The sequence below is a fragment of the Rhodococcus sp. B10 genome, assembly GCF_011770055.1.
GTDB lineage: Bacteria > Actinomycetota > Actinomycetes > Mycobacteriales > Mycobacteriaceae > Rhodococcoides > Rhodococcoides kyotonensis_B.
On the sequence record NZ_JAAFYV010000008.1, the window covers coordinates 13,114 to 36,292 of the forward strand.

At 65.3% G+C, this 23,179-nt stretch carries 22 protein-coding genes, 1 tRNA gene and 1 other RNA gene; 3 read left to right on the forward strand and 21 right to left on the reverse strand.

Translation table 11 applies throughout. The features are described 5' to 3' along the window. Both RhoFasB10_RS07235 and RhoFasB10_RS07240 read right to left on the reverse strand, forming a co-directional pair. Entirely contained in the window at positions 1-1,044 is a 1,044-nt protein-coding gene (locus RhoFasB10_RS07235) for a GTP-binding protein (protein ID WP_167675801.1), read from the reverse strand. Positions 1,045-1,055: 11 nt separating this feature from the next. Continuing rightward, complete coding sequence (locus tag RhoFasB10_RS07240; RefSeq protein WP_167675802.1) at positions 1,056-2,105, reverse strand: N-acetylmuramoyl-L-alanine amidase; 1,050 nt, start codon at positions 2,103-2,105, stop codon at positions 1,056-1,058. 242 nt (positions 2,106-2,347) lie between these two features. Here RhoFasB10_RS07240 and RhoFasB10_RS07245 point away from each other — a divergent pair, with 242 nt between their 5' ends. Together RhoFasB10_RS07245 and RhoFasB10_RS07250 are read left to right on the forward strand one after the other, a co-directional pair. Further along, on the forward strand, positions 2,348-4,048 hold the full coding sequence (locus RhoFasB10_RS07245) for an FAD-dependent oxidoreductase (protein WP_167675804.1): 1,701 nt from the start codon (positions 2,348-2,350) through the stop codon (positions 4,046-4,048). Between the two features lie 159 nt (positions 4,049-4,207). Next, positions 4,208-4,555, forward strand: a complete 348-nt coding sequence (locus RhoFasB10_RS07250) for an Lsr2 family protein (protein ID WP_167675806.1) — start codon at positions 4,208-4,210, stop codon at positions 4,553-4,555. 146 nt (positions 4,556-4,701) lie between these two features. Here the strand turns inward: RhoFasB10_RS07250 and RhoFasB10_RS07255 are convergent. The 19 genes from RhoFasB10_RS07255 to prfB form a co-directional block, all read right to left on the reverse strand. Then, a tRNA-Ala gene (locus RhoFasB10_RS07255) sits at positions 4,702-4,774 on the reverse strand. 95 nt (positions 4,775-4,869) lie between these two features. Next, positions 4,870-5,622, reverse strand: coding sequence for a thioredoxin domain-containing protein (locus tag RhoFasB10_RS07260; protein WP_068421337.1), 753 nt, complete (start codon positions 5,620-5,622; stop codon positions 4,870-4,872). Positions 5,623-5,660: 38 nt separating this feature from the next. Further along, the gene (locus RhoFasB10_RS07265; protein WP_068421340.1) at positions 5,661-6,890 is read right to left on the reverse strand and encodes an MFS transporter; all 1,230 of its coding nucleotides are present in this window, start codon (positions 6,888-6,890) and stop codon (positions 5,661-5,663) included. Further along, complete coding sequence (pgm, locus tag RhoFasB10_RS07270; protein WP_167675808.1) at positions 6,887-8,527, reverse strand: phosphoglucomutase (alpha-D-glucose-1,6-bisphosphate-dependent); 1,641 nt, start codon at positions 8,525-8,527, stop codon at positions 6,887-6,889. Before pgm ends, RhoFasB10_RS07265 begins: the two co-directional genes overlap by 4 nt. A 94-nt stretch (positions 8,528-8,621) precedes the next feature. Continuing rightward, entirely contained in the window at positions 8,622-9,410 is a 789-nt protein-coding gene (locus RhoFasB10_RS07275) for a DUF1295 domain-containing protein (protein ID WP_167675810.1), read from the reverse strand. Continuing rightward, positions 9,407-10,714 (reverse strand): cyclopropane-fatty-acyl-phospholipid synthase family protein, encoded by a 1,308-nt coding sequence (locus RhoFasB10_RS07280; protein WP_167675812.1) that lies wholly within the window; start codon positions 10,712-10,714, stop codon positions 9,407-9,409. Before RhoFasB10_RS07280 ends, RhoFasB10_RS07275 begins: the two co-directional genes overlap by 4 nt. Further along, positions 10,711-11,985 (reverse strand): cyclopropane-fatty-acyl-phospholipid synthase family protein, encoded by a 1,275-nt coding sequence (locus RhoFasB10_RS07285; RefSeq protein WP_068421349.1) that lies wholly within the window; start codon positions 11,983-11,985, stop codon positions 10,711-10,713. The genes RhoFasB10_RS07280 and RhoFasB10_RS07285 overlap by 4 nt, the downstream gene beginning before the upstream one ends. Beyond that, on the reverse strand, positions 11,982-12,722 hold the full coding sequence (locus RhoFasB10_RS07290) for a DUF1365 domain-containing protein (RefSeq protein ID WP_167675814.1): 741 nt from the start codon (positions 12,720-12,722) through the stop codon (positions 11,982-11,984). Before RhoFasB10_RS07290 ends, RhoFasB10_RS07285 begins: the two co-directional genes overlap by 4 nt. After that, positions 12,713-13,978: an FAD-dependent oxidoreductase gene (locus tag RhoFasB10_RS07295; protein WP_206030611.1), complete on the reverse strand. Its 1,266-nt coding sequence runs from the start codon at positions 13,976-13,978 to the stop codon at positions 12,713-12,715. The genes RhoFasB10_RS07290 and RhoFasB10_RS07295 overlap by 10 nt, the downstream gene beginning before the upstream one ends. After that, on the reverse strand, positions 13,975-14,643 hold the full coding sequence (locus RhoFasB10_RS07300) for an alpha/beta fold hydrolase (RefSeq protein WP_068421358.1): 669 nt from the start codon (positions 14,641-14,643) through the stop codon (positions 13,975-13,977). Before RhoFasB10_RS07300 ends, RhoFasB10_RS07295 begins: the two co-directional genes overlap by 4 nt. Positions 14,644-14,783: 140 nt before the next feature. Beyond that, positions 14,784-15,154: a transfer-messenger RNA gene (gene ssrA, locus RhoFasB10_RS07305) on the reverse strand. Positions 15,155-15,245: 91 nt separating this feature from the next. Further along, positions 15,246-16,610 carry an SDR family NAD(P)-dependent oxidoreductase gene (locus tag RhoFasB10_RS07310; RefSeq protein ID WP_068421361.1) on the reverse strand — a complete coding sequence of 455 codons (1,365 nt, stop codon included), beginning with the start codon at positions 16,608-16,610 and terminating at the stop codon, positions 15,246-15,248. Between the two features lie 54 nt (positions 16,611-16,664). Continuing rightward, the gene (locus RhoFasB10_RS07315) at positions 16,665-17,516 is read right to left on the reverse strand and encodes a DMT family transporter (protein WP_068421364.1); all 852 of its coding nucleotides are present in this window, start codon (positions 17,514-17,516) and stop codon (positions 16,665-16,667) included. A gap of 8 nt (positions 17,517-17,524) precedes the next feature. Continuing rightward, positions 17,525-17,998, reverse strand: coding sequence for an SsrA-binding protein SmpB (gene smpB, locus RhoFasB10_RS07320; protein ID WP_068421367.1), 474 nt, complete (start codon positions 17,996-17,998; stop codon positions 17,525-17,527). Positions 17,999-18,084: 86 nt separating this feature from the next. Further along, positions 18,085-18,990, reverse strand: a complete 906-nt coding sequence (gene ftsX, locus RhoFasB10_RS07325) for a permease-like cell division protein FtsX (RefSeq protein ID WP_068421369.1) — start codon at positions 18,988-18,990, stop codon at positions 18,085-18,087. A 62-nt stretch (positions 18,991-19,052) separates the two neighbouring features. Continuing rightward, positions 19,053-19,742: a cell division ATP-binding protein FtsE gene (gene ftsE / locus RhoFasB10_RS07330; RefSeq protein WP_068421371.1), complete on the reverse strand. Its 690-nt coding sequence runs from the start codon at positions 19,740-19,742 to the stop codon at positions 19,053-19,055. Positions 19,743-19,789: 47 nt separating this feature from the next. Further along, positions 19,790-20,251 (reverse strand): hypothetical protein, encoded by a 462-nt coding sequence (locus RhoFasB10_RS07335; protein ID WP_167675816.1) that lies wholly within the window; start codon positions 20,249-20,251, stop codon positions 19,790-19,792. Beyond that, positions 20,248-21,153, reverse strand: a complete 906-nt coding sequence (locus tag RhoFasB10_RS07340) for a mechanosensitive ion channel family protein (protein ID WP_068421377.1) — start codon at positions 21,151-21,153, stop codon at positions 20,248-20,250. Before RhoFasB10_RS07340 ends, RhoFasB10_RS07335 begins: the two co-directional genes overlap by 4 nt. 9 nt (positions 21,154-21,162) lie before the next feature. Continuing rightward, positions 21,163-22,275: a peptide chain release factor 2 gene (prfB, locus tag RhoFasB10_RS07345; RefSeq protein ID WP_068421593.1), complete on the reverse strand. Its 1,113-nt coding sequence runs from the start codon at positions 22,273-22,275 to the stop codon at positions 21,163-21,165. A 113-nt stretch (positions 22,276-22,388) separates the two neighbouring features. On the opposite strand from prfB, the gene hisN reads away from it, so the two are divergent. Continuing rightward, on the forward strand, positions 22,389-23,177 hold the full coding sequence (hisN, locus tag RhoFasB10_RS07350; protein WP_068421380.1) for a histidinol-phosphatase: 789 nt from the start codon (positions 22,389-22,391) through the stop codon (positions 23,175-23,177). Positions 23,178-23,179: the final 2 nt, after the last annotated feature.

Here is a 23,179-nt window from a genome sequence, read left to right on the forward strand (position 1 = left end):
TCAGTTCTGCGACGTGTATCGATGCACCGGCAGCATCGCCGACGCATCGGTCGCGTCGCCGGGCCTGCGGACGCAATCGAGGAAACGCACCTCGGCGTACTCGGCGTCGATGTCGGTGCCGATCAGCACGATCCGCGTTGCCTCGACCTCACCCGGATCCCATCGCGCCGAATTCAGTCGGATATGTCGTCCGACCGTGATCAGCACGTACTTGCCGCGGTACCCGTCGACATCGAAGTGCACGAAACCCTTGCTCCGATAGACGTCACCCGACGGATTCTCCAGTAACTCGACGAACCGACGAGGATCCATCGGCTCGTCGCTGAACAACGTCGTGGTCGAATAGCCGGCGTGGAGATGCGACGAGTGGTCGTCCTCCTCGTACAGAAGCTCGTCGAACGACAGCTGACGAGCCGCGGTGCGGTCGACGGTCCGTTCGGGAACGTCGAACAACAGTTGCGCGTCGACGCGTCCGTGTGCGGTCTCGAGGATCGGCACCTCCCCGACGATGTCGCGCACCACGTCTCGCACGACCGCACGCTCTGCGCTGTCCAGGCGGTCGATCTTGTTGAGCACCACCAGATCTGCGAGTCGGAGATGGTGGTCGATCTCGGGGTGCGACCGACGAGTGCCGGCGAACTCGACTCCGTCGACGACACCGACCAGGCCACCGTAGACGATGCGACGGTTCTCGCTGGCCAGGACGAGGCGGATCAGGTTTCTCGGCTCCGCGAGACCACTGGCCTCGACGACGATGACGTCGATGTTCGACGCGCTGCTCGCCAAGGCGTCGAACATCGTGTCCATCTCCGCCGCGTCGACGGCGCAGCACAGACACCCGTTGCCGAGGGACACCATCGAGTCGACCTGACCCGCGACCATCATGGAATCGATGTTGATCGACCCGAAGTCGTTGACCACCACGCCGATTCGGATCCCGCGGTTGTTGCGCAGCAGGTGATTGAGCAGCGTCGTCTTCCCTGAACCGAGAAAGCCCGAAACGAGAACGACGGGGATCTGACGGTCTTCTCGCGCGCGTGCCACGCACGAAGACGCTACTCGGGTGCCAGTATCTGCTGGAGCAGACCCTGAGCGAAGGTGGAGACGGCACCGACGTTGTCCTCGGTCACGAGGTCGGTCAGCCCGTCGACGCCGGCGGAATCGATGTAGGGCGCGATCCCGGCGAGCACTCGCGACAGCGCGCTCTCGCCGACGGTGGCACCCGCGGACGGAGACGCGGTCGTCGACGGAGACACCGACGCTGCCGGGCTTTTCGCGACGACGTCGGGTGTCTCGGACTCCAGCGACGACTCGTCGGATCCGGCGTCGGGACCGAGCAGATAATCGATGACGCCCGTCGACAGTGCGATCGCGTGCTTCAGCTGCCCCTCCGAGCTTTCGAGCACCGACGCGTCGTCCGGGTCGGAGCCGTTGCCCATCTCGACGAACACCAGCGGAACGCTCGTCAGGGCGGGTCCCGCGACGTCGGAGCGCTCCTGGATGCCGTCGACCGCTCCGGCGTAGTTCGCGGGCGAGAAACCGGCCCTGGTGTACGCGTCGCGCATCGCGTTCGACGCCGCGCGACCACCCGCGGACTGCGCGGCGTTCGCCGCCGCGTCGGGAATCGGCAGCGTCGGAACGATGAGGTGGAATCCGCGCTTGCCCGGATCGGATCCGGTGGACGTGGAGTCGGCGTGGATGCTGACGGCGACGTCGGCTCCGGACGCGCTGGCCGCTCTCGCTCGGTCGTCGACGCATCCGCCCCATCCGGAATCGTCGTCACGCGACAGAACGACGGTCGCTCCGAGGCTTTCGAGGCTCGACTGCACCAGCTTCGCCACGTTCCAGTTGATGGTGTGCTCGGCGACGCCGTTCACCGTCGTCATACCGGTCGTCTGGCAATCCTTCGTACCGCCGCGGCCGTCGTCGACCTGCTTGCCGAGATTCTCGCTGTGGCTCGTTCCCTGGTGCCCGGGGTCGAGGAACACAGTCTTGCCTGCCAATTCGGTGCCGGTGGCGGGTTCGGCAGCGGCAACGCCCGGTGCCAGAAGCGCAGCGGCGACCACGCCCGCGGACCACACGCCGAGCAGCGCAGTTCTCTTCATCGCGATGTGGACCCATCGACCGTCGCCGATGAGCCGCTCCCCTTCCGGATTCGAACCTCGACAGCCACTGCGGCGAACATGGGCAACAGCAGGCACTTGCGCACCAAGTGAAACAGACGTGCGGAAGCCACACCAGCCCGCCGAGTTTCGATGACCGATCGTGAGCATGCCGTGACCGAACTGTTGTCGAGGTTCCTCCGATCTCGACACGGGCGGAGTGACCCGAGCGGTAGAACGACTACATGACGTTCGTGATCCTCCAGCAGTGCTGCAACGACGCGTCGTGCACCGATGTCTGTCCCGTCGACTGCATTCATCCAACTCCCGACGAACCGGAATTCATGACGTCGGACATGCTGCACATCGAACCCGACGTCTGCATCGACTGCGGCGCGTGTGTCGACGAATGCCCGGTCGACGCGATTCGGGCCGATCACGAACTCGACGCCACCCAGGGTCGGTATCTCGATCTGAATGCCGACTGGTTCGAGTTGCACCCGTCGGGAGCCCGTGTCTACGACGAACCACGGAACTGGGCGGGAGTGGATTTCTCCGGCCGACGCGTCGCCGTCGTCGGTACCGGGCCTGCCGCGTTCTATGCGGCGACGGAATTGGCCGGCATTCGCGGCATCGAAGTCGAGATGTACGACCGACTTCTGACGCCGTACGGCCTCGTACGTTCGGGCGTCGCTCCCGATCATCCGGGCACGAAGGCCGTGACGGACCTCTTCCGCAGCGTTGCGGGCCGGAAATCCGTGCGGCTACACCTCGGCGTGGAGATCGGTTCCGATCTCACCCATGACGACCTGATCGCCCACCACGACGCCGTTCTGTACGCGACCGGAGCCGCCGACGACCGCACCCTCGGGATTGCGGGCGAAGAACTGTCGGGCAGCCATTCGGCCCGCGAGTTCGTCGCCTGGTACAACGGCCATCCCGAGTACGCAGATCGCACCTACGATCTGAGTTCGCCCCGTGCCGTGGTGGTCGGCAACGGCAATGTCGCCCTCGACGTCGCCCGAATCCTGTTGGCACCCATCACGGAACTGGAGAAGACCGACATCGCCGATCACGCACTGGAGGCGTTGCGTTCGAGTGCCGTTCGCGAGGTCGTCGTCGTCGGACGACGAGGTCCCTCGCATGCCGCGTACACCGGGCCCGAGTTGCTCGAGATCATGGCATCGCCGTGGATCGACCTCCACACGCCCGAGAACGACGTCACCACGGACGAGGCGACGAGGACTGCGATCGACGCCGGTTCCGCAGAAGCGACGACGGTGATGAAAGTGGCTCTGGCACAGGAGATAGCTGCTCGCCCGACATCGGACCCGGTCGACGAGGCGAAGAAACGGCTGATTCTTCGGTTCGGGTTGTCTCCCGCCGAGATCCTCGGGGACGAATCCGTCTCCGCCATCCGGTTCGTGCGTGCGACGTCGACCGTGCACGACGACGGAACGGTCACGACCGAACCGACCAGCGAGGAGGAAACGATCGACACCGGTCTCGTGCTTCGCTCGGTGGGATATCGAGGCCGCGCTGTCGAATCGGTACCTTTCGACCACACCCGAGGAATCATTCCGAATCGAGACGGACGTGTGATCGACGACGACGGATCGACGGTCCCGGGCGTCTACGTCACCGGGTGGATCAAAAGAGGACCGTCGGGTGTCATCGGGACCAACAGAAAGTGCGCCGCGGATACCGTCGCCGCCATTCTCGAAGACATTGCCGCGGAATCCATTCCGCGCGCCCCGCACGGACGCGTCGAACTCGATGCGATGCTCGCCGAGAAATGCCCTGACGCGCTGGATTTCTCGGACTGGTCGCGAATCGACGAAGCGGAAAGAAACGCGGGCGCAGAGCACGGCCGCCCACGCATCAAGTACGTCGGAGTCGACGACTTTCGTTCTGCCGTTGTGCGCGACCGTACCGATCGTTACTGATTCGCAATTGTTCCGTTCCGCGATCTTGCTATTTCGGATCGCGCGTCGGAAAGAAAAACGTTCTGACGGAGACCGTGCATGGATTATTCGGGATCGCAGTCGTATAGTCGTTTCGTTCGCACCGACGCACCCCGAAAACATCATTGGAGAACTTCGGAAATGGCCAAGAAAGTCTATGTTCAACTCGTCGACGATATCGATGACAAGCCCATCGAGTCGGGCGGCGAACACATTGCATTCTCCGTCAACGGCGTCGACTACGAAATCGACCTGAGCGACAAGAACGCGAAAGAATTTCACCGCAAACTGAACTACTACATCGATCACTCGGCGCGGGTCGGTGGAAAACGAACCAAGAAGTCGGTCGGGACGGCGACTGCGGGCGGTAAACGCGCCGCCAATCAGACCAAGGCAATTCGAGAATGGGCGAAAGCGAACGGCTACGCGATCTCGGCGCGAGGCCGAATTCCAGCCGACGTCGAGAACGCTTTCGACGCAGCGCACTGACGTAGCCACCCGACTCGGGTCGGACTCGGAGGCGTCGACGACAGGGGTGCGGGATCGCCGACGTCTCTGCAGTTCGAGACGAGCGTGAGACCAGAAAAGGGAGTCACCTCGCGGTGACTCCCTTTTCGGTGAAGCTTGTGTTCGAGTGGAGCTAAGGGGACTCGAACCCCTGACCCCCACACTGCCAGTGTGGTGCGCTACCAGCTGCGCCATAGCCCCGTACTTCGCTCCCGCACCGCAGTGCGTTTGCTTGAACGAAGTTACACCATGCCGACTTGGAGCTACAAATCAGCTGGTCGGAGCCGCGGTCGCCGTCAGCCGATCGACTCGACCCAGCCGGAGTCCCGGAGCGCGTCGACGAGCGAACCATCGACGAGTACGCCCGGGGTCCCCGCAGCCCCGGTTGCCGCCAGAGCTTCACGGGCACCGTCGGCGTCGGCTGCCGCTTGCTCGGTCATCGCGCCCGACGTGATGCACTCGGCCGTGACATCCGACGCGCCACTGCGACGCGCGAGATCGGCGAGCTCGGAATCGGACCGGTCCGAGTCCGCGTTCTCCTCGGGCTGGAAATCCGCCGCGAAAAGCCCTGAATGGAACGCCGAATAGACAACCGCGTTCTCCGAGGCGGCAACGCACTGCGACGCGGCCGCTGCGCGGCTCGAATAGTTGCCGCTCGCCGACACCGCGTCGAGGCCCGGCAGAACGACCATGTGATAGCGGACGGCGACGGCGCCCTCGTCGATCTTCTGCGCGAGTTCCTGACCGTGCTTGATCTCGAGCTGGCCGCAGAACGGGCACATCGGGTCCTCGAAGAGATCGACCGTCGTGGCTGCGCCCGGCCGTGCGAGCTGAACGACCCCGCCGTCCTGCACCGTCAGCGCCACGTCGGCGTTCTTGACGGAACCGTATCCGTCGTTGCGTGGTTCGTCTCCGCCGCGCTGCCACAGGATTGCGACGACGACAACGATCACCACGACGACGAGCGCGACGCCCGCCAGAATGTAGGTGGACGTGCTGGAGGTGGGTTGCGGCGTGTGCTTGACGCTGGACGGTCTCTTCTGACTCACAGTCCGAATAGTACGGATCTACGTGCGTCGACGACTCGTCACGACGCGCGTTCGGCCGGTTTCGATCGATCCAGGGTGTCGGGAACGCACATCCACCACACCGCCGCGACGAACAGAATCACGCCGGACATGACGAAAGCCGCTCCGTACGAATAATGTTCGACGACGGCGCCTGCAATCACCGGACCGAGAATCGCGCCGACGTCCGCCACCATCTGGAAGGTCGACAGCACGGGACCACCGCGCGCCTTCGAACCGATGATGTCGGCGACCGACGCCTGCTGCGGCGGCGTCATCGCTCCGGATCCGACGCCCGCCACGAACGATGCGATCATGAACGGGACGATGTGGTCGGTCAGACCGATGGCCGCTGTGCCTGCCGCCGAGACGACGAGACCGAGTACGACGAACGGCTTCCGCCCGCGTACGTCCGACAGACGACCCGACCCGATCAGGACGAGCGCATTGCCGACCGCGAACACCGCGAGCGCGATCGCAGCCACGGCAGCGGACCGGTCCAGTATTTCGATGACGAACAACGGAATCAGCGCGACACGTACGCCGAAGACCGCCCACCCTATAGCGAAGTTCGACGAGAGCGCGGCTCGGTACGCGGGCACCTTCAACGCAGCCCGCAGAGACATCACCGGCACGGCCGAGTCGTGTTCGTCTTGTCGTCCGGCGTCCTTTCCGAGACTGAAGAAGACGACCGCCGCGGCGACGACGAGAGCGACGGCGTAGACGACGAACGGCACGCGCAGACCGAAGTCGACGAGAGCGCCGCCGACCAGCGGGCCCCCGATCGACCCCATCAGGAAGCTCGTCGCGTACATGCCCGATACCCGGCCACGGCTCTGCGGCGGACTCATACGAATCAGCAGGCCGAGCGCCGACACCGAGAACATCGTCGATCCGATACCGCCCAGGCCACGGAAGATCAAAAGCTGCCAGTAGGTTTGAGCGACCGCGCACGCACCCGTGGACGCGGCGACGATGAGCAGGCCCGTCAGGTAGACGGGCCGCTCGCCGAGTTTCTGCACGAGTGCTCCACTCGCGGGCGCGAACACCAATCGCATCGCGGCGAACGTGCTGATGACCGCCGACGCCGCGACGACGCCGACGCCGAACTCGGTAGCGAACTGCGGCAACGCAGGCGAGACGATGCCGAATCCCAGCGCGATGACGAAGCTCGCCGAGACGAGGACCCAGATCTCGGAGGGAAGTCGATCCGTGCGTTCCGAAGAGCTCGAAGGGTTCGAACTCGTCACGATTCCTTCAGAGCCTGCGACACGAGTTCTTTCGCGGCGGACTGAACTTCGGCCAGGTGCTTCTCACCGTGGAAGGACTCTGCGTAGATCTTGTACACGTCCTCGGTCCCCGACGGTCGCGCCGCGAACCACGCATTCTCCGTCGTCACCTTCAATCCGCCGATCGCCGCTCCGTTGCCGGGCGCTGCGGTCAGGGTGGCGGTGATCTTCTCGCCGGCGAGACTGGTCGCGGTGACCTGGTCGGGAGACAGCGCGGCCAGAACTGCTTTCTGCTCGCGAGTGGCGGGCGCGTCGACGCGCGCGTACGCCGGATTGCCGTACTGCGCGGTGAAATCGCTGTAGCGCTGCGACGGGGTCTTGCCGGTGACCGCGGTGATCTCCGACGCCAGCAGCGCGAGGATGATTCCGTCCTTGTCGGTGGTCCAGACACTGCCGTCGGTGCGCAGGAACGACGCTCCGGCGCTTTCCTCGCCACCGAAACCGAGATCACCGGTCACGAGCCCGGACACGAACCACTTGAAGCCGACCGGGACCTCGATCAACGACCGGCCGAGCCCCTGGACGACGCGATCGATCATGGACGACGACACCAGCGTCTTGCCGACCTTCGTCGCGGGCGACCAGCCCGGCCGGTGGGTGAACAGGTAGTCGATGGCAACGGCCAGGTAGTGGTTGGGGTTCATCAGACCACCGTCGGGTGTGACGATCCCGTGACGGTCGGAGTCGGCGTCGTTACCCGTCGCGATGTCGTAGCTGTCGCGCGCCGCGATCAGCGACGCCATCGCGTTCGGCGACGAGCAATCCATGCGAATCTTGCCGTCGGTGTCGAGCGTCATGAACCGGAAGGTGGCGTCGACGAGCGGATTGACCACGGTGAGGTCGAGGTTGTGACGTTCGGCGATCGCGGTCCAGTAGTCGACGCTGGCACCGCCCAACGGATCGGCCCCGATGCGAACGCCCGCAGCCCGAATGCCGTCGAGATCGACGACGCCCGGCAGATCGTCGACGTAGCTGCCGAGGTAGTCGTACTCGCCCACCGTCGTACGCAGCGCCGTGGCGAGCGATACTCGCTTCACTCCGGCCAGATCGTTCTTCAGCAGTGCGTTCGCACGTTCCGCGATGACCTTCGTCGCGTCGCTGTCGGCCGGACCGCCGTGCGGAGGGTTGTACTTGAACCCACCGTCGCGCGGCGGGTTGTGCGATGGAGTGACGACGATGCCGTCGGCCTGGGCCGACGGCCCGGATGCGTTGTGTCGCAGGATCGCATGACTGACCGCGGGCGTCGGAGTGTATCCCTGCCCGGAATCGACGAGAACCGAGACGTCGTTGGCGGCAAGCACTTCCAAGGCCGTCGTCCATGCAGGTTCGGACAGCGCGTGGGTGTCGCGGCCGATGAACAACGGGCCGGTGATGCCCTGCGATGCCCGGTACTCGACGATTGCCTGTGTCGTCGCGAGAATGTGGGCCTCGTTGAATGCGCCGTCCAGGCTGGAACCGCGGTGTCCCGAGGTACCGAAGACGACCTGTTGACCCGGGTCGGACACGTCGGGCGTGCGCGAGTAGTACGCCGTCACCAGGTGCGGAAGGTCGACGAGATCCTCCGGTAGGGCCACGGTTCCTGCTCTGTCGTGCGCCACGATGCGCCTCCCTCTGCCTTGCTCGATTCGCCTGCGGTCAACACTAGTTGCCCGCACCGACTTTCTCGTGGGTGGCGTCCCGAGAGCGGAACGGCTACTTCGGAGGGCGCGGAAGGAAGTAGCTGGTCCGCTGCTGGTACTCCTCGTATCCGGGCCGCTGCGACATGCTTTTCTCCAACAACCGGGCACCGGTTGCGAAGACGAGGAAGTACGTCATGGCCACGGGTGACAGCACCGTGACGACGCCCGGCCACGCCGACGCCGCGATCAGGTAGATGCCCCACCACACGCACGCGTCGCCGAAATAGTTGGGGTGACGCGTCCACGACCAGAGACCGCGGTCCATGATCTTGCCCTTGTTCGACGGGTCGGCCTTGAACGCCTTCAGTTGCGCGTCGCCCGTCGCCTCGAACGTGAGCCCGACGGCCCAGAGGACGATTCCGACGAGTGCAATGACCACGACCGAGCCGTGTGCCACCGAGGACACCTGGATCGGCAGCGACACGAACCACAACGCGAGGGCTTGGGTCAGATAGATCTTGCGCAGCGCATACAGGGTGCGGTTGCCGGACGCCTTCGACAACATCTCCTCGTACCGCGGGTCCTCGCCCTTCCCGCGTGAGCGCTGGAACATGTGCGACGCCAGTCGCAGTCCCCAGAGTGCGACGACGGCAGCCAGCACGAGCCGGCGCCACAGCTCACCCGTGCCGACCGCAGCCGCGACGGCCGCGATGAGCACGAAGCCGGCGCCCCACGTCACGTCGACGACGTTGTGCCGACCGATGCGGGACCCGATCACCGCAGTCACGATCATCAGCACCGCGGTCGCAGCAGCACTGCTCAGCGCGACGACCAGGAAATCGGACCATTCGAACGACGTCACGGTCTCGCGCCCACCCACTGTGGGCGCACCATGTCGATGCCGACGTGCCCACGCTCATCCGGTCGCACCGCGAGAATCTGGTCGACGCCCATGCGACCGTCCCGGAACGCCATGCCGCCGCCGACGAGGTAGAGGCGCCAGACCCGGGCGACCTCCTCCCCCACGAGCGCGACGACGTCGTCCCAGCGAGCCTCGAACCGTTCGGTCCACACGTCGACGGTGCGAACGTAGTGTTCCCGCATCGCGTGGACGTCGCGTACCTCGAGTCCGGATTCCTCGATCATCGCGACCGTTCGTCCCACCGGTCGCATGTACATGTCCGGTGCGATGAACGATTCGATGAATGCGCCGCCTCCGGGGTTGTCCCCCTCCTTGCGCGACATCTGCTGCACGAGCACACGTCCGCCGGGTCGGACATTGGAGAACAGCGCAGCCGCGTACGTCGGATAATTCTTCTCGCCGACGTGCTCACCCATCTCGATCGACGCGACGGCGTCGAACGGGCCGTCCGGGATCTCGCGGTAGTCCTGAATCCTGATCTCGACACGGTCCTGCAGTCCGCGGTTCGCGATGCGCTTGTCCACGAACGCTTTCTGCTCCCGTGAAATCGTGACGCCGACGACGCGTGCGTCGTAGTGCTCGGCGGCATGCAGACTCAGTGACCCCCAACCACATCCGACGTCGAGGAACCGCTGCCCCGGTGCGGCGTCGAGCCCGATCTTGCGACAGACCAGATCGAGCTTGTCCCGCTGGGCGTCGTCGAGGGTGTAGTCCGGTGCATCGGACGTCCAGTAGCCGGACGAGTACGCCATGTGCGAGTCGAGAACCAACTCGTAGAAGTCGTTCGACAGGTCGTAGTGGTGACTGATCGCGGCCCGGTCGCGCAGCAACGAGTGCAGTCGCCCCTTGACGACGGCCTGCGAGCGTGGGGGTGCGAGCGGCTTTCCCAGCGCGCCCAGGTCTTTCGCGAGCTTCGCCAGCTTCACCAGCGCCGCAGGCGTGGGACGCACAGCCGTCAGATCACGCGAACGCACTTCGGACCACACGTGATCCAGCGCGTCGGCGATACTGCCGTCGACGTCGAGTTCCCCGGTGACGTACGCCTGCGCGGCCCCGAGTTCCCCTGGGCTCCACAGCAATCGACGCAGGACGCTCGGACTGTTCACGCGAACGTGCGGAGCGCTCTCCGGACCCGCGACGCTGCCGTCCCACGCCTCGAGGTGAACGGGAAGCTCGCCCCCCACGAACGGCGCGAGAAGGTCGGCCAGACGTGGCGCGACGCCGGTCGGTGCAGTGGTGTTCATTCGCCTCTCCTTCGATCGAGCACGACTTGTTGGACGTCGAGGTACCCCGACCGGAAGCCTGCCTCGGAATAGCACAGATAGAAATGCCACATTCGGGCGAACACGCTGTCGAATCCGAGTTCGGCGACGTGCTCGGACTTGCGGCCGAACGCTCGATCCCAGTGACGCAACGTGCGAGCGTAGTGATCCCCCATCGACAATCGTTCGCGCACACGCAAGCTCGTGTGCTGCTCGGTCACCTCCTCGATCGCCCGGATCGACGGCAGGAATCCGCCAGGGAAGATGTACTTGTGCACCCACGTGTAGGTGTTCCTGGTGGCGAGCATGCGATCGTGCGGCATCGTGATCGCCTGAATGGCGACGCGTCCGCCCGGCGCGAGAACGCGGTCGATCGTCCGAAAGTACGTGCCCCAGTACTGATGTCCGACGGCCTCGATCATCTCGACCGACACGACCGCGTCGTATTCTCCGTCGACGAGCCGGTAGTCGAGCAGATCCACCTGAACACGCTCGGCACATCCGGCCGCTGCGATGCGCTTGTCCGCCAGGTCTTTCTGTTCGGTCGACAGCGTGACCGACCGCACCGTCGCGCCGCGCCGAGCTGCACGGATCGCGAGTTCGCCCCACCCCGTGCCGATCTCCAGCACACGGGTTCCTTCGCCCACTCCGGCCTTGTCCAGTAGCCGATCGATCTTGCGACGTTGGGCGTCGGCGAGTGATTCCCCGTCGTCGACGGTCCCGGTAGAGGCGAAGAGCGCACTCGAGTACGTCATCGTGTCGTCGAGGAACAATTCGAACAGATCGTTGGACAGGTCGTAGTGCCGCGAGATGTTCGACCGCGTGTTCTTCGTCGTATTGCGCTCGGTGCGTGGCGGTTTCGCAACGTACAGTCCTCGGAGGCGCTGCAGTGACGTCGGAATCAGGGTGGCCATGCGCGTCGCGAAGACCTCGAGAACGGCAGTGAGGTCCTCGGCGTCCCAGTCCCCCGCCATGTACGCCTCGCCGAACCCGATGAGTCCACTGTCTCCGACACGGGCGGCGAAGTCCGCCGACCGCCTTATCGTCATCAGCGGCGATTCCGCGGTACCACCACCGATCAGCGTGCCGTCCTCCAGAAGGACCCTGATCGGAAGGCGGTTCACCGCACGGCGGAACAGAGCATCCGCGATGGGCCCGGCAACCGTGGCCTTCACCCCGGCAGGGGCACACGCGATCCCAGGCCACACGTCGCGGTCGATGGTCGAGACGTGTCGCGTCAGCGTTGTCGTCATCGGATTGCCTTTCCTACTGTCGAAACACGCGGGCGTGGACGGATGGGAAGTCCCCTCGCCCACAGACGAATTCCTTGAAGTCGTATCTGCATCACCACCCGCAGCGGCGCTAGTGGTACTGCGGCTGCGGATTTCACGGCTGCACGGGTATCTGCTTCACGACGCGAGCCCGTGACGGTCGCGACGAAGGGCGGCGACCCTTCTCGCTCGAGCACGATCGACAGCCGAAGCGCGTCGTCGGGTTCGGGGAGCCTCATCCGATACTCACCGTCGACGTCGTTGAACGGAGACACGTAGAACTCCTTGCGCGTACGCGCACGGCCGGTGGCGTCCGTGTGGAGCAGGTATGCGTACCGTTCGCCGTACGTGTTGTGCACTTCGGCGACGACACACCTCACGTTCCCCTCCGGGTCGTGGCACCAGAACACACTGAGCGGGTTGAACGTGTGCCCGAGCACCCGGGCGTTGGCCAACATCGTGATTCGTCCGCCGCGTAGATCGATGTCGTGTTCGGCGAGGAACGCGTCGATGTTCGCGCGGATGGACTTCGTCGGGTCGCCGATGTGGTCGCGGGGATCGAACACCGCCAACGGCCGCGCCATCCGATGCAAGCGAGGCAGGTCGTCGAGGTCTACGAACCAGCTGTAGCTCCTGTATCGAAACCTGTTCCGAAGCGGCCCTGTCCGTACGTGCTCGATCGTGGTCGAGTAGATGGCGTTCGACGCCGTCACGTCCATCGTCCGCCGAGCCGTTCCGCCGCGGAGAGCCCCGATCTGGCGCCGTCCTCGTGGAAACCCCAGCCGTGGTAGGCACCCGCGAACGCGACGGTGTCGCTGTCCAGTTCGGGAAGCCGTCGCTGCGCCGCAAGAGATTCCGGCGTGTACTGCGGATGCTCGTAGGTCATCTCGTCCACCACCTTCCGAGGATCGACGAGATGAGATCCACCCAACGTCACCAGGTATCGACGCGGTCCGCCGAGTCGCTGCAGTCGAGTCATGTCGTAGCTGACCAGAACGGTGTCCGGTGCGGCACCACAATCGGGAATTCGGTAGTTCCACGACGCACGCGCCCGCTCCGTCGTCGGCAGTACCGATTCGTCGGAATGCAGTTGAGTTCGGTTGACCGAGTAGGGCATGGCGCCGAGCACCGCGTGTTCGAGTGCAGTGGGCTCGGCCAGAATCTTCAAGGCCTGCTGCGGATGCACCGCCACGACCGCCGCGTCGAACCGTCGTAGCTCGTCACCGTCGTCCCTGATGTCGACGCCGTCGTCGTGGCGATAGACGGCTCGGACCGGCGTGGACACGCGGATCTCGTCGATGCGCTCCGCCACTCGCCGTACGTATTCGACCGATCCGCCGGTGACCGTCCTCCACACCGGCGACCCGGAGACGCTGAGCATTCCGTGGTGGTCGAGGAACGAGAACAGATAACGCGCGGGATAGTTCAGTGCGGTGACCGGGTCACACGACCACACGGCCGACACCAACGGCGCCATGAAGTGCGACGTGAAGTACTCGGAGAACTTGGCGCGACGAAGAAACCGGTCGAGCGTCTCGTCACGGTCCGGCGAATCGGACTGCAGCACAGCCGTCGCCTCGCGGTGAAATCGCTTGACCTCCACGAGCATTCCGAGATAGCGCGGGCGCGTCGCCGTGCGCACCGACGGCAGAATCCCGCGGAGTCCCTGTCCGCCCGAGTATTCGAGGCCGCAGCCGTCGCATCGGATCGACATGCTCATGTCCGACTCCTGCGTCGGCACCTCGAGTTCGGCGAACAACCGCAGCAGCGTCGGGTACGTGCGGTCGTTGTGCACGATGAAGCCGGTGTCCACTGCGGTCGGCCCGTCCGGACCGTCGACCATGTGCGTGTCCGCGTGCCCACCGAGCCGGGAGTCGGCCTCGAACAACGTCACTCGCGCCGATTTGGTCAACACGTACGCAGCGGTCAGTCCCGCCACGCCGCTACCGACGACGGCGATGGAACGAGTGGTCATCGCGTCGCCTCGTCACGGTCCGCGGTCGACCGTCCGGCGGCGGCCATGACGAACTCCTGCGTGATGCGCACCCATCGGCGCGCACCGCGAATCATGAAGTGCCCGCCCGGCATCGACACGAATCGGGCGTCGACACCCCGCTCGGCGGCAGCCTCGGTTTCGCGGCGCGCCCGCACCGGGTCGGTCCACGTGTCGTCGGCGCCGTGCACGACGCGCACGACCTGGTTCGCTCGCATCGCGTTCAGCTCACCTCCGTCGGGCCACCAGGGCGCCAACGCGACCACGCCACTCACCAGATGATCGTCGGCGACGGCGGCAGCCGTCCGGCCGCCCATGGAATGGCCGACCACCACGACGGGAACGTCCGGGTGATCACGGTGAATCTCCCGAAGCGCCCACCGCGCGTCCTGGACGGGGCTCTGCTCCACCCCGTTCCATCCGCGGAATCGGTACTGGAGTTGAGCGACGACGACGCCCTCGGACCGGCCTGCGCGTCGAAGCGCGCACGTGAACTGCCACATGCGAATTCCCGACAGATGCCACGGCCGGCTGCGTCTGACGCTCGACACCTTTCCGCCGTGCAGAACCAGTACGACACACGTCACCGGTGTCGATGACTTCGGTGACGGACCCGTCCACAATCTCGGTCGTGGGCTGTTGCTCATATCCGCTATTCGGCACCGAGGCGGCCCCGGGTTGGGTTCTGTACCGATGTGACGTGGGCTACGTCTGTGGAGACACACAACGAACCCTTACGCACGAAAAAGCCGGGCCGGTGAGCTTTCGCTCTCCGGCCCGGCTGTTTCAGTGGAGCTGCCGGGAATCGAACCCGGGTCCTCCGCTGTATCGGCAGGGCTTCTCCGTGTGCAGTTTGCTATGCCTCTACTTGGATCTCCCGATCTCGCAAACAAGTCAGGATGACGATCCCAGCCACTGTTTGATGTTCCTCACCACTCCGTAGCCGAGTGATTCGGTAAGCCCTCTAGCTGATGCCAGTACCCGGACCGAGGGCGAATCCGGACTGACAGACACGCAGTCGCTACTTAGGCAGCGAGTGCGTAGTCGCGCTGATTGGAATCGGCGCTTATATGTTTGCGATGACGCTTACGGTGGTCTCTCGCCTGCACCGACACGCTTCCCCTGACTCAACATACAGAGTCGAAACCGTTCAGCCCCGTACGTCCCCAGCACCTTGCTCGGGCTCTTCAGTGTAACAAGCGACCCACGAAGAATCATCCCGATATCTCGGCGTGGCCTTCGTCTCCGGTCAGGCCCGGTCGATGTCGCCGACGACCCGAGCCAACATGCGTCCGGTCAGCACCTTGCGGAGCGGGAAGGACCCGTACCAGACCGCCCGGCCGGCGAGACCGCGGGGAAAGTAGTCGATGCGCTGCTCCACACGTGTTCCCCCTCCTGCCGAGGTCGCGCGGTAACGGAGCCATGCGGTGCCTGCGATCCGCGCGGTCGAACGCAACCGAACGTCGTCGGATCCGTCGTCGTCGAGCCGCCAGCCTCTCGTGTCGTCGGAGTGGATCACGTCCCCCAGCCTGCGACGAATGACGCTGGGTTCCGTTCCGAGGAATGCACCCTTGACGTCCGAATAGACGACCTCCCCCGCCCAGTGCGGGTCCGACGGGAGCGGATCCGAGGGTGCGGTGACCGTATCCGCCCACGACGATTCCGTCTCCCCTTCCTCGATGTTGCGCAACGCAAGGCGAACGGACTCGCGGTAGGGCGTGAGACCTCCCTCCGGCCGGTCGACGACGTCATCGATGTCGTGTTCGTGTGCCACGGCGTCGTACTGGAGCGACTCGATGAGGGGCATAGCGAGTCCACGCGGCATCGGGGTCACCAACCCGATCCAATGCCCGGCGAGCCGCGGGGTGAGGACCGGTAGAACCAGGATGCGTCGCTGGCGAAGCCCCGCGACGTCGGCGTAGATGTTCATCATCTCGCCGTACTCCATGACATCCGGTCCTCCGACGTCGTACGCACGACTCTGCGGCAGCTTCGCCTCGGCAGCGCCGAGGAGATAGTGCAGCACGTCCCGTACCGCGATCGGCTGAATTCGGTTGTGCACCCAGCGCGGTGTCGTCATGACCGGGAGGCGATTCGTCAGGTGCCGGATCATCTCGAACGACGCCGAACCCGACCCGATGACGACACCTGCCTGCAGCACGAGCGTCGGCGTCGGGGACTCCATGAGAATTCGGCCGACTTCTGCGCGCGACTCCAGATGTGGAGACAGATCGCCGGTCTGCGGATGCAACCCGCCGAGATAGACGATGCGGCCGACGCCCGCATCGGCGGCCACCGCCGCGACGTTCTCCGCGCTTTCCCGTTCGGTTTTCGCGAAGTCGTCGTGACCGGACGTCCCCATGGAGTGCACGAGGTAGTAGACGACGTCGACGTCGGCGAACGCCGACTTCAGCGAATCACGATCTCCGAGATCGCCTTGCGCGACCTCGACCTTCTCGGCCCACGGGACGCCACGAAGCTTGTCGGGGTTACGGGCCAGAACTCGCACCGTGTAGCCGGCGTCGAGCAGGCGTGGGGCGAGCCGGCCACCCAGATAGCCCGTCGCACCGGTGACGAGAACTCTGGATGGTCGTGGGGTCTGTTCGGCGGTCATTGCGGGTCGATACCCTCGCCGAGCCCGGTTCAACCGGGCGTGCGCGCCGCGGCACTAGGCGACGGCGATCAGCCCGACCGCCCCGAGAGCCAACAGCATTCCGGCCTGCTGCAACCGACCGACGCGCTCGCCGAGCATGACCATCGCGAGCATGACGGTCGCCGCCGGGTACAGCGACGCGATGACGCTGACGAGCGACAGCAACCCACCTTGATAGGCGTACAGCAGTGCGGCATTCGCGACGACGTCGAGCACACCGACGAATGCGGCCAACTTCAACACACTGCCGTGGGGCAGGACGAAGTGACGGGACGCCAAAGCGACGCACCAGACGACCGCGGTGGCCGACGCCCGCGACGCCGCGAGCGGCCACAGGCCCGTACCGTCCTCGATCTGGTGGAGACAGATGAACGCGATCGCGAACGTCACCCCGGACCCGATCGTCAACCATGCGACCGAACGGGTGAACTTCATCTCGCGGCCGCCCGCCACCTCGCCGGTGGTCTCGTCGGGCGACTCCTTGCTGACGAGAACGACGGCGACGAGCGCCAACGCGATTCCGACGAAGGCGAGCGCGCCGGGTCGCTCGCCGATGGCGAATCCGGCGACGACGGGAATGCCCGCGACGAGCACCGCGGTCAACGGCGACACGACGGCCATGGGCCCGGTCGCGAGTGCCAGGTAGAACCACCAGACGGCCAGTGCACCCGCCACGCCCGACGCGAGACCCCACAGGATCGGCGTCCACGAAAGCGTCCCTCCGACGAACGGCGCGATCAGGAGGACGACGACGAGCGAGAACGGGTACGAGACGATGACGACCCGGAGAGCTGCCACTCGCCTGGACGCGACACCGCCGACGAAATCACTGACCCCGTATCCGACAGCTGCGACCAGAGCGAGCAGAACGGCGGTCAGCGCATACCTTTGATGCGACGCCCGAGCTCGCGGGTCACTTCGCGCTCGGCGGTACGACGCGCCAGATCCTGACGCTTGTCGTAGTCCTGCTTACCCTTGGCCAACGCCAGTTCGACCTTCACCTTGCCGTCGGAGAAGTACATCGACAGCGGCACGAGGGTGAGACTGCCTTCCTTGACCTTGCCGACGAGGCGTTCGATCTCACGCTTGTGCAGCAACAGCTTCCGGGTGCGACGCGGGGCGTGGTTGGTCCAGCTGCCCTGCGTGTACTCGGGGATGTGCAGCCCGCGGAGCCAGATCTCGCCGTCGTCGACGGTCGCGAACGCATCCGCGAGCGACGCCTTGCCCTCTCGCAGACTCTTCACCTCGGTGCCGACCAGCGCGATGCCGGCCTCGTAGACATCGAGAATCGAATAGTTGTGTCGCGCCTTACGATTGGTCGCGATGGCCTTGCGGCCCTTTTCCTTCACTGCAGGGCCCTTTCCTTCCGAGCGCCTCGAGGTCGTGCACGCGTCGTGCACAACCGCTCCAGCATAGAACTGCACGGCAAGTGGATTTACTCCCGCACGTACAAGCGCAGGGTGATGTACGCCGTGACTGCTGCCATGCCGACGCCGACGAGCACCAGGAAGGGCGAGACGAGCAGTACGTCGCTGTTGGAGATACGGGCAAGGATGTTGGCGTCGTACACCTCGGAGAGCACGTCGTCGATGAAGAGGTTCTTGGCGGTGAACAGTCCGGCGATGGCAAGCACCGATCCGATCAACGCGGCGACGACGGCTTCCAGCAGGAACGGCAGCTGCGTGTACCAGCGGGTCGCGCCGACGAGCCGCATGATGCCGACTTCGGTGCGCCTGGTGAACGCGGCGATCTGCACCATGTTGGCGATCAGAAGAATCGCGGCGATGGCCTGCACGACCGCGATCGCGAACGCCGCGTTGCGCACACCGTTGAGGACACTGAACAACCGCTCGACGAGGTCGCGCTGGTTGAGAACGCTCTGCACGCCGGGCCTGCTGCCGAAGTTGTCGTTGATGACGCCGAAGCGTTCGGGGTCGTTGAGCTTGACCTTGAACGACGCCGGGAAGCTGTCCGGACTGACCAACTCCGCGAGTTCGGGCTGATCCTTGAACACGCGCTCGGTGGCGTCCTTCACCGCGTCGTCGCGGTTCAGGTACTGCACGGTCTCGACCGACGGCGTCTGCTCCAGATCGGACCGCAGCGTGCGGCAGGTGTCCTGCGCGCAGTCGGGGTCCCCCGACGAGATGTCGTCGGTCAGAAAGATCTGCACCTCGACGCGGTCCAGGAAGATCTGCTGGGTCTTCCCTGCCATCTGCACCACGAGCAGTCCCCCGCCGAACAACCCCAGCGAGATCGCGGTCGTCAGGATCATGGCAATGGTCATGGTGATGTTGCGGCGAAGTCCGGTCAGAACCTCACTGGTGATGAAACTGGCGCGCATCGCGGTATCGGGCCCTTCGGTAGTGCAGAACGAGAATGTCGGCGGGAGTCGGTCCTACGTCTCTACCTGCCGACGCCGTAGACGCCGCGGGCCTCGTCGCGCACCACTCGTCCGTTGTCCAACTCGACGACACGTCGACGCATCGAGTCCACGATGTGGTTGTCGTGGGTTGCCATCAACACCGTCGTACCGGTGCGGTTGATGCGTTCGAGCAGCATCATGATGTCCTGGCTCGTATCCGGGTCGAGGTTTCCGGTCGGCTCGTCGGCGAGCAGGACCAACGGGCGGTTGACGAACGCGCGTGCGATGGCAACACGCTGCTGTTCTCCGCCGGACAGTTCCGTGGGAAGCCGGTCGGATTTGCCGCCGAGACCGACCAGATCGAGCACCTCGGGGACCGTACGTTTGATCACCGAGCGGGGCTTGCCGATCACCTCGAGCGCGAAGGCCACGTTCTCGACGACCGTCTTCTTCTGCAGCAACCGGAAGTCCTGGAACACGCACCCCATGCTCTGGCGCAGACGAGGGACGCGGCGCGACGACAGTCGATTCACGTGGAAATCGGCGACGTGGATGTCACCCGACGTCGGCGTCTCTTCCTTGAGCAGCAGCCGCATGAACGTGGACTTGCCCGAACCGGACGGACCGATGAGAAAGACGAACTCGCCCTTGTCCACGGATACGGTCACGTCGTCCAGAGCAGGCCTGGTCGACGTCTTGTAGGACTTGGACAGTTTCGTCGTGCTGATCACGGGTCGCCAGTGTAGCCCCTACCGGCCGGTAACCGTCCCAGGCTCACTCAGGGCGTGCCCGTCGCGCTCGGCGGCGCAGGTAGCAGCGATCGCAGCTCCGGCGGCACCGTCAATCCGGGGAGATAGGTGGGGGCGGTGGTCGTCGACGTACCCGTGTCGCTGGTGCCCGTTCCCGGCGCGCCAGGAACCCCTGATGTCGTGGTGGGCACGTCCGTCGGCGTCGGAGAGACCGTCGTCGTCGGGGCGGGCGGAGTCGTCGTCGTGTACTGCTCGGTGTACTCCTGCTGGGCGCTCGGTCCGGGACTCACCAGCCCGGGGTCGACGGCCGTCGGTCCTGCGGCCGGCGCGTCGTTGCCCTCCTGCAGTTGGTTGTAGAGCAGGCCCGTCAACACGAAACACAGTGACAGAATCGCCGTCGACGTCCGGATGCGGCCGAACAGTTTCGCCGGCGGCCGCCAGGCTCGCCACGACGACCGCTCCTCGGGCTCGGCGACAGGGTTCTCGGTCACAACGGCTCACCTTCGTTACGACTGCGCCCTTCGGCCGCCACCCCTGCCGTCGACACGTCGGGTGTGACGCGAATGCCTTCCGGCTGCAGCGCGGCGGCGACGCGGACGCGTAGTTCACGGCCGACCTGGAACTGTTTGCCCGGCAGTGTTCGGGCCACGAGACGGACGTTGACCTGATCGACCTCGATGCTCTCCACACCCATGACCGTCGGCTCGTCGAGCAACAACGGCCGCAGGTTCGAGTCCTCGTAGGCCGCGTGCCCGACGCGTCGGAGCACCTCGTTGACACGGTTGAGGTCGGCGACCGACGGCACCGGGACGTCGACGACGGCCCGGGCCCAGTCCTTCGACAGGTTGATGGCCTTCACGATCTGCCCGTTGGGAACGGTGATGACCTCGCCGTCGACGCTACGGATCCGCGTGACGCGCAGCGTGACGTCCTCGACCGTGCCGACGGCGTCCTCCGCCGACCCCGTGACCGCGATCTGCACGACGTCACCGAACCCGTACTGCCGCTCGGTGATGATGAAGAAGCCCGCGAGAATGTCCTGCACGATGCGCTGCGCACCGAAGCCGAGCGCCGCACCGAGGACCGTCGCCGGAGCTACGAGTCCGGTGACAGCGAAGCCGAGTCGCCGAAGCACCTCGATCGTGACGAGGATGTAGACGATCGTCACGGCGACCCACGTGATCACCTGCGCGAGAGCGTGCCGATGCTTGGCCGCCTCGGTACGCACGAGCGCGTCGCTGTGCTGATAGTTGGCGTCGATCCGAGACGTGATGCGCGAACCGAGCCAGGAGATGAACCGGGCCAGCAGCACGCCGCCCAGAACGAACAGCACTATTTCGAGCCCACGAAGACGCAGGTAGAGCGGAACGCCGAAGTCGAGTGCCGAGTTCACCGGGGTGACCTACTCTTCGCCGCGCATCCGCCAGCGGATGCCGGATTCGAGGAAACCGTCGATGTCGCCGTCGAGGACGCTGGACGGGTTGTTGACCTCGTACTCGGTCCGCAGATCCTTGACCATCTGGTACGGATGCAGCACGTAGGACCGCATCTGGTTGCCCCAGGAGCTGCCGCCGTCGCCTTTGAGGGCATCCATCTCGGCGCGCTCTTCCTTGCGCTTGACCTCGAGCAGTTTGGCCTGGAGGACGCGCATCGCGGACACCTTGTTCTGCAACTGCGACTTCTCGTTCTGGCAGGTGACGACGATGCCGGTCGGAATGTGCGTCAGGCGCACCGCCGAGTCGGTCGTGTTGACCGACTGTCCGCCCGGTCCACTGGATCGGTAGACGTCGACGCGAATGTCGCCTTCCGGGACGTCGATGTGATCGGTCGTCTCGACGACGGGAAGTACCTCGACCTCGGCGAAGGACGTCTGACGCCGACCCTGGTTGTCGAACGGGCTGATGCGAACGAGGCGGTGCGTGCCCTGTTCCACCGACAGCGTTCCGTACGTGTAGGGCGCCTTGACCGCGAAGGTCGCGCTCTTGATGCCTGCTTCTTCCGCGTACGACGTGTCGTACACCTCGACGCCGTAGCCGTGCTTCTCCGCCCAGCGGATGTACATACGCATCAGCATCTCGGCCCAGTCGGCCGCGTCGATCCCGCCTGCACCGGACCGGATGTTGACGAGCGCGTCGCGCTGGTCGTACTCACCGGACAGAAGAGTCCGCACCTCGGCCGCCGCGATGTCCTCGCGCAGCGACGCGCGCTCGGTGTCCGCGTCGGCAAGGGCCGACGCCTGCGCGTCGCCCTCCTCGCCCTCCGCGAGTTCGTACAGAACCGGCATGTCCTCCAGCCGTTGACGAAGCTCTTCGACGCGACGCAACTCGGCCTGCGCATGCGACAGCTGACTGGTCACCTGCTGCGCGTGTTCCTGGTCGTTCCAGAGGTCCGGAGACGCGGCCTGGTGTTCGAGTTCGTCGATCCGGCGACGCAGTTCCTCGACATCGAGCACCGACTCGATGGTGGTGAGGGTGATGTCGAGTTCGTTCAGATCTGCGGAGACGTCAGGATGCACGAGATACAAGGTTACCGGCACACCGATCGTGGTCGAACTCGAGTCGTGGTCACTGCTGGTTCCGGCCCGGGACGGGGTGACGACGCGACTGTCACCCTGTCTAGGCTCTCCTGGTGACCTTCTCCGCCGCTGACCTGCAACTCGCACTGTCCCTCGCCGACCAGGCCGACGTCATCACCCGCGATCGATTTCTCGCGCTGGACCTGAAGGTCGACGACAAGCCCGACCTCAGCCCGGTCAGCGACGCCGATCTCGCGGTCGAACGCCATGTGCGCGCCGTGCTGGCCGAACAGCGCCCGGACGACGCCGTCCTCGGTGAGGAGTTCGGCGGCGACGCGGTCTTCGAGGGCAGGCAGTGGGTCGTCGATCCCATCGACGGCACCAAGAACTTCGTACGAGGAGTGCCGATCTGGGCGACGCTCATCGCACTACTCGAGGACGGCGTGCCGGTCGTCGGAGTGATCAGCGCACCAGCCCTGAACCGGCGGTGGTGGGCCGCCGACTCCATGGGCGCGTTCACGTCGTACGACGGCGGCGACGCCCGCGCGATCACGACGTCGTCGGTGCGTGACTTGAGTTCTGCGAGTTTGAGTTTCGCCAGCCTCAGCGGTTGGAAGGACCGCGGAATCCGTGAGCAGTTCGTCGCTCTGACCGACACCGTGTGGAGGACGCGAGGGTACGGCGACTTCTTCTCCTACTGCCTCCTCGCCGAGGGCACGCTGGACATCGCCGCCGAGCCCGAGGTCTCACTGTGGGACCTGGCCCCACTCGACGTTCTCGTTCGCGAGGCGGGCGGGCGTTTCACCGGTCTCGACGGCACCGCCGGACCGCACGGCGGCAGCGCGGTCGCGACGAACGGACTGCTGCACGACGAGGTCCTGGCCGCGCTGCAGCACGGCTGACG

Bases quoted from the DNA above. Each gene is read 5' to 3' on its own strand.
- RhoFasB10_RS07285 (WP_068421349.1), bottom strand. From the start codon at position 11,985: ATGACGACAACGCTGACGCGACACGTCTCGACCATCGACCGCGACGTG.
- RhoFasB10_RS07240 (WP_167675802.1), bottom strand. From the start codon at position 2,105: ATGAAGAGAACTGCGCTGCTCGGCGTGTGGTCCGCGGGCGTGGTCGCC.
- RhoFasB10_RS07290 (WP_167675814.1), bottom strand. From the start codon at position 12,722: ATGGACGTGACGGCGTCGAACGCCATCTACTCGACCACGATCGAGCAC.
- RhoFasB10_RS07245 (WP_167675804.1), top strand. From the start codon at position 2,348: ATGACGTTCGTGATCCTCCAGCAGTGCTGCAACGACGCGTCGTGCACC.
- RhoFasB10_RS07300 (WP_068421358.1), bottom strand. From the start codon at position 14,643: ATGAGCAACAGCCCACGACCGAGATTGTGGACGGGTCCGTCACCGAAG.
- RhoFasB10_RS07310 (WP_068421361.1), bottom strand. From the start codon at position 16,610: ATGACCGCCGAACAGACCCCACGACCATCCAGAGTTCTCGTCACCGGT.
- ftsX (WP_068421369.1), bottom strand. From the start codon at position 18,990: ATGCGCGCCAGTTTCATCACCAGTGAGGTTCTGACCGGACTTCGCCGC.
- RhoFasB10_RS07295 (WP_206030611.1), bottom strand. From the start codon at position 13,978: ATGACCACTCGTTCCATCGCCGTCGTCGGTAGCGGCGTGGCGGGACTG.
- RhoFasB10_RS07280 (WP_167675812.1), bottom strand. From the start codon at position 10,714: ATGAACACCACTGCACCGACCGGCGTCGCGCCACGTCTGGCCGACCTT.
- RhoFasB10_RS07250 (WP_167675806.1), top strand. From the start codon at position 4,208: ATGGCCAAGAAAGTCTATGTTCAACTCGTCGACGATATCGATGACAAG.